Origin of the sequence: Yersinia enterocolitica, assembly GCA_002082245.2 — a bacterium.
Lineage (GTDB): Bacteria > Pseudomonadota > Gammaproteobacteria > Enterobacterales > Enterobacteriaceae > Yersinia > Yersinia enterocolitica_E.
Genome location: NBTC02000002.1, coordinates 2,092,055 through 2,106,859, shown reverse-complemented (window position 1 = coordinate 2,106,859; position 14,805 = coordinate 2,092,055). Strand labels below are relative to the sequence as shown.

The window sequence follows — 14,805 nt, the reverse complement described above, 5'->3', positions numbered from 1 at the left end:
TTTGTTTTTCAGCAACTACGAGCATGATTTGAATCAAAAAAATCAAATTTAATGAGATTTTTTCAACTAATACTATCAGCTACATGTTGTGATGTTATTTGATGCACTTGCTTTCAATAACACGCTCTTCCTATAAAATAACGCAGTCTAAATAGGGTTCTTCATATTTAGGGTTATTACTCACGATTAATTTAACTACTCTCTATTAACCTAGAATGCTCAGCGGGTTTGGTCAAGAGCAGGGGGGGATATTACCTGTTTTCTATTGTGTAATTTATCGTTTTGCGAGCATTACCGAACAATGTTGAGGTTAGAATACCAAAACCCTGCCTGACCTCACCAGTGGAGTAACAGTAAAAATTGTTTAATTTACTGTTACTAAGCATGTTTGCGCTGTCTAGTTTGCCATTAGCGGCAAGTTTGCTTCCGTTTACTGAGGGCGGTGGGGCTAGCGTGCTAAAACTTGTTACTTTTAAAACTCGTCAATCATGATGTTTTCTTGAATTTAATAATTTTATGTGATGTTATAATGTATCACATGAAAACACATGCTCTGTTCTACTATGAATAAACACGCTTTCCTTACCTGGTTAAACCAGCCTTCCTACTGGACATTGTTCTCACTTTCGTCATTACAGCGCATCTCTGGCGTCGCCTTACTTTGCTTGCTGCTGTGGGGAGCTATTTATTGGGCGAATATATTGCCATGATAAAGTTGAGAAATATTGAGATTGGATATGATCGGCATGCACTTACCCCGCCAATTAATGGTGGTTTTGCTGCCGGGTCTCTCACGGCCATTATTGGGGCAAATGGAGCGGGTAAATCAACCCTACTTAAAACATTGGCAGATTTACAACCCGCAGTGATGGGGGAAATAACTTTTACCGGAGAAGATCGCCCTCAAATAGCCTATCTCCCACAGCAAGCTGAGTTAGATAAACAGTTCCCCATTGTCGTTCAGGATGTCGTGGCGATGGGATGCTGGCCCCAAAGTGGGCTACTAGGGGGCATTAATCATCAATCACGGCAACGAATCAAAAAGGCATTAGACACGGTCGGTATGCCGGAAATGGCGCGCCAACCCGTCGCTGAGCTTTCCGGCGGGCAGTTACAGCGGGTGCTGTTTGCCCGTCTTTTAGTGCAACAAGCACAACTGATATTACTGGATGAGCCTTTTACCGGTATTGATAGCCAGACCGTGCGGCTGTTACTCGATGTTATTCATCGGTTACACGATGAGGGGCGGACGATTATTGCTGTCTTACACGATATGTCGATGGTCGCTGAACATTTCCCCCGCGCCTTGTGGTTGACACCTCTTGGTAACTGTTGGGACTCATCTGAGCAGGTTCTGGCGCAATGGCATCACTGCCACAGCTCATCTTGCGCACTCTCTTCTCTGGCTCCTCAACCCGAACAGCAAAGGGTTATCAACTGATGACATTGTTCCATTTATTTGCTGATCCTTTTGTAGATTTTGGCTTTATGCGGCGGGCATTAGTCGCCTGTCTGGCTTTGTCACTCAGTTCAGCTCCTTTAGGGGTTTTCTTGTTATTACGGCGAATGAGCCTGGTGGGGGATGCTCTATCTCACGCGGTATTGCCGGGAGCGGCTATCGGTTACCTCATTTCAGGAATGTCACTGGTGGCAATGGGCGTGGGTGGGTTTATTGCCGGATTAGCGGTTGCTATGTTGTCCGGTTGGGTCAGCCGACGAACACTATTAAGAGAAGATGCCAGCTTTGCCGGTTTCTATCTGGGCTCGCTGGCATTGGGGGTCACGCTGGTCTCTCTACGTGGCTCGAGCATGGATCTGCTCCATGTGTTATTTGGTTCTATTTTGGCTGTTGATGTCAGTGCCATGACCATGGTCGGCGTTATCACGACGGTCTCGATGTTGGCTTTAGCGGCGATTTATCGCGCACTGGTGATTGAGTCATTCGACCCTGTCTTTCTACGGGTCAGTATGGGGCGCTGGCTGATGGTGGTCCACGCTCTGTTTTTATCGCTGGTGGTTATCAATCTGGTCGCCGGGTTTCAGATTCTTGGCACCCTGATGTCGGTAGGATTAATGATGTTGCCTGCTGCCAGTGCCCGTTTTTGGGCCAAAAATCTTCCTCATACATTAGGTATTGCCATGGCCATCGGCATGGTTGCCAGTTTTGTCGGCTTGTTGTGGTCTTATTACGCCTCGTTACCTGCCGGGCCGGCAATAGTCCTTAGCGCCAGCCTGATTTTCTTTGTATCTATTTTATTTGGAACGCGTGGTGGTGTTTTAGCAACCGCGCGCCGTTAAGAAGTACCGGTCGTTAAAGGAGAGTTAAATGAAGCGTTTACCTATTAGTTTGGCGGTAGCTGCCCTACTGTCTAGCCCATTGGCGATGGCAAAAACTGTTGAAGCTGTAGCCAGTTTTTCTATTTTAGGCGATATCGTCCAGCAGGTGGGGGGCGAGCATGTCAATGTGGTGACATTGGTCGGCCCGGATGGGGATCCCCATAGTTTTGAACCGATGCCGAAAAATAGTAAACAGTTATCTAACGCTGATGTAGTGTTTATCAGCGGGCTAGGGCTTGAAGGGTGGTTGGAGCGTTTGATCAGTGCTTCTGGCTATAAAGGGCAGGTCGTTGTCGCCTCAACCGGGATCGATACGCGTAAAATGGATGAAGAGGGAAAGAGGGTGACGGACCCCCACGCATGGAACAGCATGGCGAATGGTATCAAGTATGCCAACAACGTAATGAATGCATTGATTGTCGCCGATCCTGAGGATGCTGATTATTTCCGTAAACGTGGTGGAGAATACATTCAGCAATTGGAAAAACTGGATGCTTATGCGAAAGCTCAGTTTGCCACGATCCCGATAGATAAGCGTAAGGTCCTGACCAGCCATGATGCTTTCGGCTATTTTAGCCAAGAGTATGGGGTTAACTTCTTATCGCCCGTCGGATTCTCCACTGAGGCTGAAGCCAGTGCCAGCGATGTAGCCGCGCTAATTAAACAGATCAAACAAGAGAAAATAAAAACGTATTTTATTGAAAATCAGACTGATCCACGTTTAGTAAAACAGATTGCCGCAGCCAGTGGTGCTAAAGCTGGTGGTGAGCTTTACCCTGAAGCCTTATCCGCAACCGGTGGCCCGGCAGCAACCTATGCTGAAGCTTTTAAACACAATGTAGATACCATTGTGAACAGTATGAAGTAACTATAAACCAATAAACAAAGTGGCTAGTGCTCAGTCTTTGATTTTGGTCAGAGGCTGAGTACTTGACCTTGGTTGATAACTCTCTTCTTTAACATGAAAAAGCCCCGTTGGGCAGTAACGGGGCTTATCAATACCATCAACTGATGGGCTAAAAACCAAATCAAAATCAACGCTTCTTATGAGTCCCTCCCTGAACTGCTTTAAAACGTGGATTACTTTTACAAATAACGTATACCCGACCACGGCGACGAACGATTTTACAATCGGGATGACGGTTTTTAGCTGAACGTAATGAACTCAATACTTGCATGATTAACTCTCAGGATTAGCTGGTTTTTTTAGTCAAGAAGCGACCAAAACGTTGATTGAAGCGCGCAGTACTGCCTTCTTTGGAGAACTCTTTTTGTTTACCGGTGTAGTACGGATGTGAGGCTGAGGAGATATCCAGCGTGACATAAGGATAGGTCTGCCCATCGCGCTCAATGGTGCGTGCTGTGGCAATGGTGGAACCCACGGTGAAATAGGTATCTGCGCTGGTGTCGTGAAAAACCACTGTCCGGTAGTTAGGGTGGATGCCGGGTTTCATAAAAACTCCAATTGTTATGTTATACTATAACAATAATTATGCGCTATTCACTTTTGAGTTTCAAGTACAGAAAATAAAAAACCCGCAAACCTAAGTCTGCGGGTTTTCTTAATGATGTATTTCATCAATTGTGGTGACGTAAGGTTTACTTGGCCTTATGGTCAACCGCATGCGAGTGTTCTACATCTTCGTTTTTTCGACTAAAGCGACGGCGAACCACCACGAAGAAGACCGGAACAAAGAAGATAGCCAGTACAGTTGCGGTTACCATCCCGCCCATAACACCTGTACCTACCGCATTCTGTGCACCAGAACCTGCGCCACTACTGATAACCAGTGGCAGAACCCCTAGGATAAAGGCTAATGACGTCATCAGAATTGGTCGCAGACGCATACGTACTGCTTCCAAGGTTGATTCCACCAAACCTTTCCCTTCTTTGTCCATTAAGTCTTTAGCAAACTCAACAATCAAGATGGCGTTCTTGGCCGATAGTCCGATAGTGGTCAATAAGCCTACCTGGAAGTAAACGTCGTTATTGAGCCCACGCAGAGAGGCCGCCAGTAACGCGCCCACAACACCCAGCGGTACCACCAACATAACTGAGAATGGAATCGACCAGCTTTCATACAGCGCAGCCAGACATAAGAACACCACAATCAGTGAGATGGCATACAACGCGGGAGCCTGGTTACCTGACAGACGTTCTTGATAAGACATGCCGGTCCAGTCATAACCGATGCCGCTTGGCAATTTAGACGCCAGATCCTGCATCAGGTCCATTGCCTCACCGGTACTTTTACCCGGAGCTGCCTGACCCAGAATTTCCATGGATGGCAGACCGTTATAACGTTCAAGTCGAGGTGAGCCGTATTCCCATTTCGCGGTGGAGAAAGTATTAAACGATACCATCTGACCGGTGTTGTTACGGACATACCACTTATCGATATCACCCGGTAACATACGGAAAGGCGCATCAGCTTGTACATAAACTTTCTTCACACGACCACGGTCGATAAAGTCGTTTACGTAACTGCCGCCCATCGCTGAACCGAGCGTGGTATTGATATCGGAAATCGAAACACCAAGAGCCTGTGCTTTTTCCTGATCAACTTCCACTTTGAACTGAGGTGTATCTTCCAGTCCGTTCGGCCGCATACCGACCAGCATATCTGAGTGTTGCGCCGCCATACCGAGCAGTTGGTTACGCGCTTCAGTTAATTTCTGATGGCCGACGTTACCCTGATCAATTAACTGGAAGTCAAAGCCGGTAGCAGTACCCAACTCCACAATCGCTGGCAAGTTAAAGGCGAAGACCAAACCGTCTTTGATTTGCGAGAAGGCAGCAGATGCGCGGCCGACAATTGCTGGAACTTTGTTCTGTTCTCCCGGACGCTCATCCCAGTTTTTCAGACTGACGAATGCCAGACCCGTGTTCTGACCCTGACCACTGAAACCGAAGCCGTTAACGGTAAATACAGAGTTAACCACGTCTTTTTCTTTGTCGAGATAATAGTCAGTAACCTGATTTAGCACTTTCTGAGTACGTTCTTGCGTCGCACCCGCAGGCATTTGCACCATGGTCAGGAATACACCCTGATCTTCTTCTGGTAAGAATGATGTCGGCAAGCGTAGGAACAACACGCCCATACCAATCACTATCAGCAGATAGATCAGCAGATAACGGCCAGTGCTGCGCAAAATGTTGGCAACGCTGTCAGTGTAGTGATGGGTGCTTTTCTCGAACATGCGGTTAAACCAACCGAAGAAGCCGGTACTCGGCCCATGTTCACCTTTGGTTATAGGTTTCAGCATTGTCGCGCACAGTGCGGGTGTCAGAATCAATGCCACCAGAACCGAGAGCACCATGGCTGAAACAATGGTGATAGAGAACTGACGATAAATCGCCCCGGTTGCGCCGCCAAAGAAGGCCATCGGGATAAATACTGCCGACAGTACCATCGCGATCCCCACCAATGCGCCCTGGATTTGCTCCATAGACTTTTTGGTGGCTTCTTTCGGCGGTAGCCCTTCTTCCTGCATCACACGTTCGACGTTCTCTACCACCACGATGGCGTCATCTACCAATAGACCTATCGCCAACACCATCCCGAACATCGTTAGGGTGTTTATCGAATAGCCAAAGGCGGAGAGAATAGCGAAAGTACCCAGCAATACGACCGGTACTGCAATCGTTGGAATCAATGTTGCCCGGAAGTTCTGCAAGAACAGATACATTACCAGGAACACCAAAATGATAGCTTCAACCAGTGTTTTAACCACTTCGTTAATAGAGATTTTAACGAATGGGGTGGTGTCGTACGGATAAACCACTTTCAACCCATTCGGGAAGAAGGGTTGTAATTTTGCCAGTTCAGCTTTTACTGCAGCAGAGGTGTCCAGGGCGTTAGCACCGGTTGCCAGTTTAATACCGATACCTGCCGCAGGTTTACCATTATAACGGGCGATGATGTTATAGCTTTCAGCACCCAGTTGAACGATAGCCACATCTTTCAGGCGAACCTGCGAACCGTCAGTATTCACTTTCAGCAAGATCTGGCTGAATTCTTCTGCGTTGGTTAAACGGGTCTGCGCAATGATTGATGAGTTCAGCTCTTGACCAGGTACGGGTGGAGTCCCCCCTAACTGGCCTGCTGCGACCTGATTGTTCTGTACTTTAATGGCATTAATAACATCAACCGGTGTCAGTTTGAAATTATTCAGTTTATGCGGATCCATCCAGATACGCATTGCGTATTGGGAACCAAATAACTGAACGTCACCCACACCGGCGGTACGGCTAATTGGATCTTTAACGTTAGAACCCACATAGTCCGCGATATCTTCTTGTTTCATGGTGCCGTCTTCAGAAATAAAGCCGGCAACCATGAGGAAGCTACTACTGGACTTTTCAACGCTCACGCCCTGCTGCTGCACTTCTTGCGGCAGTAATGGCATCGCTAATTGCAGTTTGTTCTGGACCTGAACCTGAGCGATATCTGGGTCAGTGCCTGAGTTAAAGGTCAACGTCAACTGAACGTTACCGGAGGAATCACTGCTGGAAGACATATACAGCAGGTTATCGATACCGTTCATGTTCTGTTCGATAACCTGCGTAACTGTATTCTGAACAGTAGTCGCATCGGCGCCAGGATAGTTGGCGGAGATTGTAATTGCCGGTGGCGCAATGGTTGGATATTGCGCAACGGGTAATTTCATTATCGCAAGTGCACCAGCCAACATCAGAATGATGGCGAGAACCCAAGCGAAAATAGGGCGATCTATAAAGAACTTAGCCATGAATTACCGGCTCCTTTTAAGACTTCTTCGCTGTATCAGCCGGAGCTGCTTTTTGCGCCGGGTCAGTAACTTCCTGCACTTTTACCTGCACGCCCGGTCTGATTTTCTGCAAGCCGGAAACAATAAGACGATCACCTGCTTTCAATCCTTCAGTAACCAACCATTTATTACCAATGGCCTGATTAGCAACCAGCGTGCGCATTTCAACTTTGTCATCTGCGCCGACAACCATAGCAGTAGCTTCGCCACGTGGGTTACGCGTCACACCTTGTTGAGGCACCAACAGTGCATCAGGTCTGACACCTTCATCCAAACGGGCACGAACAAACATGCCAGGCAGCAGCGCCTCGTTCGGGTTAGGGAAGATGGCACGGATAGTAATTGAACCGGTCGTTTCATCGACGGTGACACCAGAGAATTCCAGAGTACCGGTTTCTGCGTATTCAGAGCCGTTTTCCAGTAACAAGCGAACCTTGGCCTTACCGTTTTCTTGCTTGAGCGTGCCATCAGCCAGCTCTTTTTTCAGGCGCAAGAATTCATCGCTTGATTGAGTCACATCGACATACATCGGATCAAGTTGCTGAACTGTGGTCATTGCCGTTGCCTGACCACTGGTCACCAATGCACCTTCAGTAACTGAAGATTTACCGGTACGCCCACTGATTGGCGACGTAACCTGAGTATATGCCAGGTTAATACGCGCTGTTTCTACCGCCGCTTTTGCTGCCAGAACACTCGCATTAGCTTGCATTGAGTCAGACATAGCCTGGTCATACTCTTGCTTACTGATGTAATTGGTACCCAGTAATGGTTTGTAGCGATTCACTGTCAGGCGGGCAATTTCAGCGGCAGCTTGTGCTTTCGCTAAATCACCTTTGGCGCTGTCATAAGCGGCCTGATATGTGGCTGGATCAATTTGATAAAGTGATGTTCCTGCGGTGACATCACTGCCTTCAACATAGTTACGTTTAAGAATGATCCCGCTAACTTGTGGGCGAACTTCTGCAACACGGAATGCGGACGTGCGGCCCGGTAGTTCGGTTGTGATATTCAGTGGTGCTGCTTTCAATGTCACAATACCAACTTCAGGTGCCTGTTGAGCATGGGCTTGCGCCGCATCTTTATCATTACATCCTATAAGTACTAAGCTGCCTGAAAGTACCAGAATTGCAGCCAGAGGCATTACCCCTCTGTTTTTGCTCATAGATAAACCTCAAGTGTCCGATTTTTAATTTAATTCAATGGATCACAAGCTTTAAAACCCATTGCTGCGTAAATTATATGTGCGTGCTATGGTACATACATTCGTGAATGTATGTAAATCGCACCCCCTCGAAAAAACAACGCTATGGCACGAAAAACCAAACAGCAAGCCGAAGAGACCCGGCAACAAATTCTTGATGCCGCAGTGCGGGAGTTTTCTGCGCATGGCGTTTCCGGCACTTCACTTACTGATATTGCCGCCGCCGCAGGCGTAACCCGAGGCGCAATTTATTGGCACTTCAAGAATAAGGTAGACCTGTTTAACGAAGTTTGGGAGTTATCAGAGTCTAAAATTGATCAGCTCGAATTAGAGTATCAGGCAAAATATCCCGATAATCCACTCCGCATCCTGCGTGAAATACTCATCTATGTTCTTGTTTCTACGCGTGAGGATTGCCGACGCCGTGCACTAATGGAGATTGTATTCCATAAATGTGAGTTTATCGGTGAGATGACCTCAGTCCATGACGCGCGTAAAGTTCTTGATTTAGCTAGTTATGAGCGAATTGAATCGGTTTTGCAAGACTGTATTGATGCAAATCAATTGCCCGTCAACCTTGATACTCGTCGAGCTGCGATTATCATGAAAGCTTATATTACAGGTTTGATGGAAAACTGGCTCTTTATGCCAGAAAGTTTTGATATAAAACAAGAGGCACCGGTATTAATTGATGCCTATCTGGAGATGCTAGGCCATAGTCTTTCGTTGCGAAAAGGGCTAAATAGCAAAGCATCGGATTAACTGGAGGTTTATATGAGTAGTTCACTGGTTGTGATTGCGAATGGGGCTGCCTATGGCCATGAGTCATTATTTAATGCTCTGCGTTTATCTATTGCGTTAAAAGAACAACAAGCCGATCTCGATTTACGCCTTTTTTTAATGTCTGATGCCGTCATTGCTGGCCTTAACGGGCAACAACCACGTGAAGGTTACAATTTACAGCAGATGCTAGAGATTCTTACAGCACAGAATGTTCCGGTTAAATTATGCAAAACTTGCGCCGATGCCCGTGGTGTGACTGGGTTAACGCTGGTTGATGGTGCAGAAATCGGTACTTTGGTTGAGTTGGCTCAATGGACGTTAGCCGCTGATAAAGTTCTCACATTCTAAGTAATAATGGGATTACTGCTCTTCCCCGAATCAACCGATATTGCTGGTTGTTACATCCTATTCAACAACAACTGCGTAACAGCCCGCATTATTACAGCTATTCACGTTCTGAAAGATTTTTCTTATTATTACTCGAGACTGAACGTGATAGGATTTCAGCCTCTCTGTTGAAATGAAGTTCAAATATGAGCAGCAGATCCCATAATCAATATTCTTTACCCTTATCCATGCCAGTCATGACGTCAGTGGGGGCATTTTTATTACGCCTTCAGACAATGCTTACCCTGCTTATAATTGCCTTTATATCTTTGCCATCGACTTTTGCATCTGGAATCAATATTGATGTGCCGACCCGCACTGAGGTATTAAGCCAACTGGATACACTATCAAAACAAAAAATATTGTCGCCAGCGGAAAAGCTATCACAGCAGGATCTAACTAAAACGTTGGAATACCTTGATACCATTGAGCGTACCAAGCAAGAGGCCAGTCAACTTAAACAACAACTGGCACAAGCTCCCGCAAAATTACGGCAGGCGACAGAGGGGCTGGATGCGCTTAAGAATAGTACCGCTGACACGCTGACTCGGGAGTCATTGGCGAATTATTCGCTGCGCCAATTGGAATCACGTCTAAATGAAACGCTGGATGATTTACAATCAGCTCAGGAAGACCTCTCCGCTTATAATAGCCAGTTAATTGCCCTGCAAACTCAGCCCGAACGGGTGCAGAGTGCGATGTATAACGCATCAATGCGTTTAATGCAGATTCGCAATCAACTCAATGGATTAGCGCCAAATCAAGAGGTTCTGCGTCCAACCCAGCAGCAAGAGTTATTGACTGAGCAGGTGATGTTAAATGCGCAGCTGGATTTGCAACGTAAAAATCTGGAAGCTAACACCACCTTACAGGATTTACTGCAAAAACAACGGGATTACACTACTGCTCACATAAACCAACTGGAGCGCTACGTACAGCTACTGCAAGAGGTGGTCAGCGGCAAACGATTAATCCTATCAGAAAAAACAGCCAAAGAAGCGCAAGCACCTAATGATGCAACTGATATTCAAAATGATCCGTTAGTTAGCCGAGAACTGACGATTAACAAAGAATTAAGTCAGCGCCTGATTAATGCCACGAAAGAAGGCAACACCCTGGTACAACAGAATATTAGAGTTAAAAACTGGCTGGACCGCGCGCTGCAATCGGAACGTAACTTAAAAGAACAAATTACCGTATTACGCGGTAGCTTGTTGCTTTCGCGTATCTTGTATCAACAGCAGCTCAATTTACCGGCTGCTGGTTTGATAACCAATATGGGTCCACGTATTGCTGACTTGCGCTTGGAGCAATTTGAAATAAATCAGCAACGTGACCAGCTATTCCAGGGGGATGACTATATCCAAACCCTGATGAATGACAGTAAAGAGAAGATCAGTCCTGATGTAGAAGACGCGCTGGGGCAAATTGTTGATATCCGCCGTGAGCTACTGGATCAGTTGAATAAACAGTTGGGTAACCAACTGACATTGGCTATCAATCTGCAAATTAACCAACAGCAGTTGCTCAGCGTCAATGAATCACTGCAACATACTCTGACACAGCAGATTTTTTGGGTCAGTAGCAATAAACCGATGGACTGGTCTTGGCTAAAAGCCTTACCGGGCGCACTTAAATCTGAACTGAGCAATTTTCACTTTACCCTGTCACCGGGTGATGTGTTAGCGGGGTTGATCAAATCAGTGGTGTTCTTGCTACCCATGTTGATTGTGGTGGGGGTGATCCGATCACGCTATAACATCATTAATAAACATTTGGATAGACTGGCGGCTGACGTCGGGCAACTCAAGCACGACAGCCAAATGCATACGCCAAATGCCATTATGCTCACTTTACTGAAAGTCTTGCCTGGGGCCTTAATTATCCTAGGTTTTGGTTATTGGTGTCTGCGTTCAGACTTTAATCTTAGTGACTTCCTCTGGAGCTTATTCCAACGTTTGGCGCTGTTCTGGCTAATATTTGATCTGACCTATCGTATGCTCTCGCCAGGGGGAATTACCGAGCGACACTTTATGATTGCGGCTGACCGATGCGCGCATTATCGCCGCCAAATGGTGCGATTAGGGGGGGCATTGTTGCCGGTGATATTCTGGTCGGAATTGGGAGAGAAAAGTCCACTTCGATTGGTCGATGATGTCATCGGGCAAATTGTTATTGTTATTGCATTGGCACTGCTGGCCCTGTTTGTCTATCCATTCTGCCGCGATAGTTGGCGTGAAAAAGATTCCCATGCGGTGCGGTTGGTGATTGTGACTGCGGTTGCTGTAACCCCCATCATATTGATTGGCTTAATGATGGCAGGATATTTTTATACGACACTACAACTGGCTGGTCGCTGGATTGATAGCCTGTACTTATTGTTCCTGTGGAATATCGTTTACCTGACGGCAATTCGAGGTTTAGGGGTTGCCGCGCGGCGTTTGGCCTATCGTAGGGCAATTGCCCGGCGGCAAAGTTTGGTGAAAGAGGGGGCTGAAGGTGGTGAGCCGGTTGAAGAGCCGCCATTAGCCTTGGACCAAATTAACCAACAGTCATTACGCCTGACAACGATGGCGCTCTTCCTGATTTTTGCCACTTGTTTCTATTGGATTTGGGCGGACCTGATAACGGTTATTTCCTATCTGGATAGTATCTCTTTGTGGCATTACACCTCAACAGTCGCTGGTGCTAGCGTCGCGCAGGCTGTGACCTTGGGGAATATGCTGGTGGCTTTGATGGCATTGGTGGTGGCCTATGTTCTGACTCGTAACTTGCCGGGCTTACTTGAGGTTGTGGTATTGTCGCGCCTGCAACTGCGCCAAGGCACTTCTTATGCCATCACCACCATTCTGACTTATCTCATCACGGCGGTCGGTGGGATAACCGCGTTAAGTTCGCTCGGTGTTTCGTGGGATAAATTGCAATGGTTAGTGGCGGCACTGTCTGTTGGTTTGGGGTTTGGCTTGCAGGAAATCTTTGCCAACTTTGTATCCGGTTTGATTATTCTGTTTGAGCGGCCCGTTCGTATCGGCGATACCATTACCATTGGTACTTTTTCGGGGAATGTCAGCAAGATACGCATCCGTGCGACGACAATTACCGATTTTGACCGTAAAGAAGTCATTATTCCGAACAAAGCATTTGTTACCGAGCGCCTGATCAACTGGTCACTATCAGATACCATTACGCGCATCATCATTAAAGTGGGTGTCGCCTATGGTTCTGATCTGGCGAAAGTAAAAGATGTACTGTTACAAGCCGCCCATGAGAATCCACGAGTTATGGTTGATCCTGAACCACAAGTCTTCTTCCTAAACTTCGGTTCCAGCACTCTTGATCATGAGTTACGCCTGTATGTTCGTGAATTGAGAGATCGCAGCTATACGGTGGATGAATTGAACAGGGCTATTGATAAGTTATGTCGTGATAATGACATTAATATCGCCTTTAACCAGTTGGAAGTGTATCTGCACAAACCAGATGGTACCGAGGTTCAGGAAGTCAGTCGCCCGCTTGATAAACAAGGCTTACCGGCTGAGCAATCGGAATTGGGAGATACTAAGCCTGACTTACCGGATATCAATAAGCCGCTTGCTTAAGGCATTAGGCTGTATAGGCAGTAGCGCGCCATTACTGATGGAGTCTCTACAGGTCGGGTCATATACCTGCATCACTAAGGCGACACGTTAGTGTATCGCCTTGGCTAAATAGCAGAAGTGATATCTTCAATCTGAGTTTTGACGGCGGAGCTTACGCTGATAATCAAGTTGCACGATCGCTAACGCCGCCAGTGCTGTCTCGGGCGCTATCTCATTGCATTCCAGCAGATAGATAAGATCTACTGCCAGTTGCAGTTCTGGTGGAGCTTTTTCAACTGACATAATCTGACCAACATTTGATTTGCAGTTAATCGGGAAGTCGGGTGTGAATATCGTACCAGGGTTCCACCTGACCTGATTCAACCTATATACCCACTAGATTTCAACATGCTGGAAAGCGGTAAGCGAGGTAATCCCGATTAACTGACACCAGTCAGTAATTCGGGTGAACGCAAGCCGTCAACATCTGCATTTGAAAGAGGGCGGGCATAAACATTATAGAGAACTATTTGCTGTCGGAATCTCAATGATTCAAAAAATGTGACAAATATTCAAAAACCGTTCTCTTTTTTCTCAATACTGCGTTCTATTCTTATCAACGCCTGCCGGCAGCGCATTAGGCGCCCCTCGAGTGCCGCTAGCTCTTTCTGTATTTTCTGCTGCTCAGATAACAAACTTTGCTTACCAAGTTGGCTCTCTCTATCCTGAATCATGGCCAATATTCGCCGTTCATAATCTTGATGTTCAGCCAGCTTATGGTAAGGGTCCAATTTATTATCCCGAGGTTCAGGATTGGATTTTCTTAATTTTTGTGTAGCCAATTCTCTTTGCAATGCAGAAATCTGGGCAACCAGTTTTTCAGCGAGAAAAGCAACCTGTTGTGTGCGATTATCAGCAACCACCTGCTTTAGTTGGACCATATTTTTACGTATTTCCTGAAGATAATCGCGGAAACGGTTGCCATGATTACCAAACAGGTTTAGATCAAAACGGGCTTGCTGAGAGGGGGTGTTTGCCTGAGGGCCAACTTGCGCTGACAGCGCTTCAATTTGGCTTTCAAGCACCTGCAATAATTTTTCCGTACTCATGGCGCTTCTCCTTGGCATTTCCCGCCAGCTTGCCTTCGAATGGCGGCAGATACAAGCTTGGGGGAGGGTAAATAAAATAGATACCGATGTTTTGTGCAAATAATGGCAAGAATATCTATTGATGATGTTCAACGCATGGGTTAATGATAACGCTTCATTAAAGTGATGATAAAGGGAGCTTATGTCTCGTTGGTTTTTGATAACCTTGGGTTGGCTGGCGGTGATATTGGCAACGTTAGGTGTCGTGCTTCCTCTGTTACCCACCACACCGTTTTTGCTGTTGGCCGCTTGGTGTTTTGCACGATCCTCCCCGCGATTTCATCACTGGTTGCTCTACCGTTCATGGTTTGGTAGCTATATACGTACCTGGCAACAACATCGAGCATTGCCTGTGGGCACTAAATGGAAGGCAATACTGGTTACCATACTTACATTTGCTGTTTCACTTTGGTTGGTGAAAATCTGGTGGGTGAGAGGCATATTACTTATTATGTTAATCCTACTGTTGACCTTTATGTGGCGAATGCCAGTTATTGACCTATCGCAACAAAAACGGCGCTGAGCAATTCACACTAGTTGCATTTTAGTGCCAGTTTGCATAGATTTGAGCGTTTTC

The 14,805-nt window shown here is 46.6% G+C and carries 13 protein-coding genes; 7 read left to right on the top strand and 6 right to left on the bottom strand.

Annotation, left to right across the window (positions count from 1 at the left end; all coding sequences use genetic code 11):
• The first annotated feature begins 706 nt into the window (after nt 1-706).
• The 3 genes from A6J66_011165 to A6J66_011155 are packed head-to-tail and all read left to right on the top strand — an operon-like array spanning nt 707 to nt 3,205.
• The gene (locus A6J66_011165; GenBank protein ID PNM24693.1) at nt 707-1,441 is read left to right on the top strand and encodes an ABC transporter ATP-binding protein; all 735 of its coding nucleotides are present in this window, start codon (nt 707-709) and stop codon (nt 1,439-1,441) included.
• The gene (locus A6J66_011160; GenBank protein ID PNM24692.1) at nt 1,441-2,298 is read left to right on the top strand and encodes a metal ABC transporter permease; all 858 of its coding nucleotides are present in this window, start codon (nt 1,441-1,443) and stop codon (nt 2,296-2,298) included. Before A6J66_011165 ends, A6J66_011160 begins: the two co-directional genes overlap by 1 nt.
• Before the next feature lie 28 nt (nt 2,299-2,326).
• Entirely contained in the window at nt 2,327-3,205 is an 879-nt protein-coding gene (locus A6J66_011155; protein ID PNM24691.1) for a metal ABC transporter substrate-binding protein, read from the top strand.
• Nucleotides 3,206-3,371: 166 nt separating this feature from the next.
• Here A6J66_011155 and A6J66_011150 read toward each other — a convergent pair whose 3' ends face one another.
• The 4 genes from A6J66_011150 to A6J66_011135 form a co-directional block, all read right to left on the bottom strand.
• Complete coding sequence (locus A6J66_011150; protein ID PNM24690.1) at nt 3,372-3,515, bottom strand: 50S ribosomal protein L36; 144 nt, start codon at nt 3,513-3,515, stop codon at nt 3,372-3,374.
• A gap of 15 nt (nt 3,516-3,530) precedes the next feature.
• Nucleotides 3,531-3,791, bottom strand: coding sequence for a type B 50S ribosomal protein L31 (locus tag A6J66_011145; protein PNM24689.1), 261 nt, complete (start codon nt 3,789-3,791; stop codon nt 3,531-3,533).
• Between the two features lie 145 nt (nt 3,792-3,936).
• On the bottom strand, nt 3,937-7,089 hold the full coding sequence (locus tag A6J66_011140; GenBank protein ID PNM24688.1) for a hydrophobe/amphiphile efflux-1 family RND transporter: 3,153 nt from the start codon (nt 7,087-7,089) through the stop codon (nt 3,937-3,939).
• A 16-nt stretch (nt 7,090-7,105) separates the two neighbouring features.
• Nucleotides 7,106-8,293 carry an efflux RND transporter periplasmic adaptor subunit gene (locus A6J66_011135; protein ID PNM24687.1) on the bottom strand — a complete coding sequence of 396 codons (1,188 nt, stop codon included), beginning with the start codon at nt 8,291-8,293 and terminating at the stop codon, nt 7,106-7,108.
• 144 nt (nt 8,294-8,437) lie between these two features.
• Here A6J66_011135 and A6J66_011130 point away from each other — a divergent pair, with 144 nt between their 5' ends.
• The 3 genes from A6J66_011130 to A6J66_011120 all read left to right on the top strand — a co-directional run bounded on the left by A6J66_011130 (nt 8,438) and on the right by A6J66_011120 (nt 13,101).
• Complete coding sequence (locus tag A6J66_011130; GenBank protein ID PNM24686.1) at nt 8,438-9,094, top strand: DNA-binding transcriptional repressor AcrR; 657 nt, start codon at nt 8,438-8,440, stop codon at nt 9,092-9,094.
• Between the two features lie 12 nt (nt 9,095-9,106).
• Complete coding sequence (locus A6J66_011125; protein PNM24685.1) at nt 9,107-9,463, top strand: hypothetical protein; 357 nt, start codon at nt 9,107-9,109, stop codon at nt 9,461-9,463.
• Between the two features lie 275 nt (nt 9,464-9,738).
• On the top strand, nt 9,739-13,101 hold the full coding sequence (locus A6J66_011120; GenBank protein PNM26982.1) for a mechanosensitive channel MscK: 3,363 nt from the start codon (nt 9,739-9,741) through the stop codon (nt 13,099-13,101).
• A 126-nt stretch (nt 13,102-13,227) separates the two neighbouring features.
• On the opposite strand, the gene A6J66_011115 is transcribed toward A6J66_011120, so the two are convergent.
• Nucleotides 13,228-13,383 carry a DUF2496 domain-containing protein gene (locus tag A6J66_011115; protein ID PNM24684.1) on the bottom strand — a complete coding sequence of 52 codons (156 nt, stop codon included), beginning with the start codon at nt 13,381-13,383 and terminating at the stop codon, nt 13,228-13,230.
• 269 nt (nt 13,384-13,652) lie between these two features.
• Complete coding sequence (locus tag A6J66_011110; protein ID PNM24683.1) at nt 13,653-14,189, bottom strand: prephenate dehydrogenase; 537 nt, start codon at nt 14,187-14,189, stop codon at nt 13,653-13,655.
• A gap of 181 nt (nt 14,190-14,370) precedes the next feature.
• Here A6J66_011110 and A6J66_011105 point away from each other — a divergent pair, with 181 nt between their 5' ends.
• Nucleotides 14,371-14,751, top strand: coding sequence for a DUF454 domain-containing protein (locus tag A6J66_011105; protein ID PNM24682.1), 381 nt, complete (start codon nt 14,371-14,373; stop codon nt 14,749-14,751).
• The last annotated feature ends 54 nt before the right edge of the window (nt 14,752-14,805 follow it).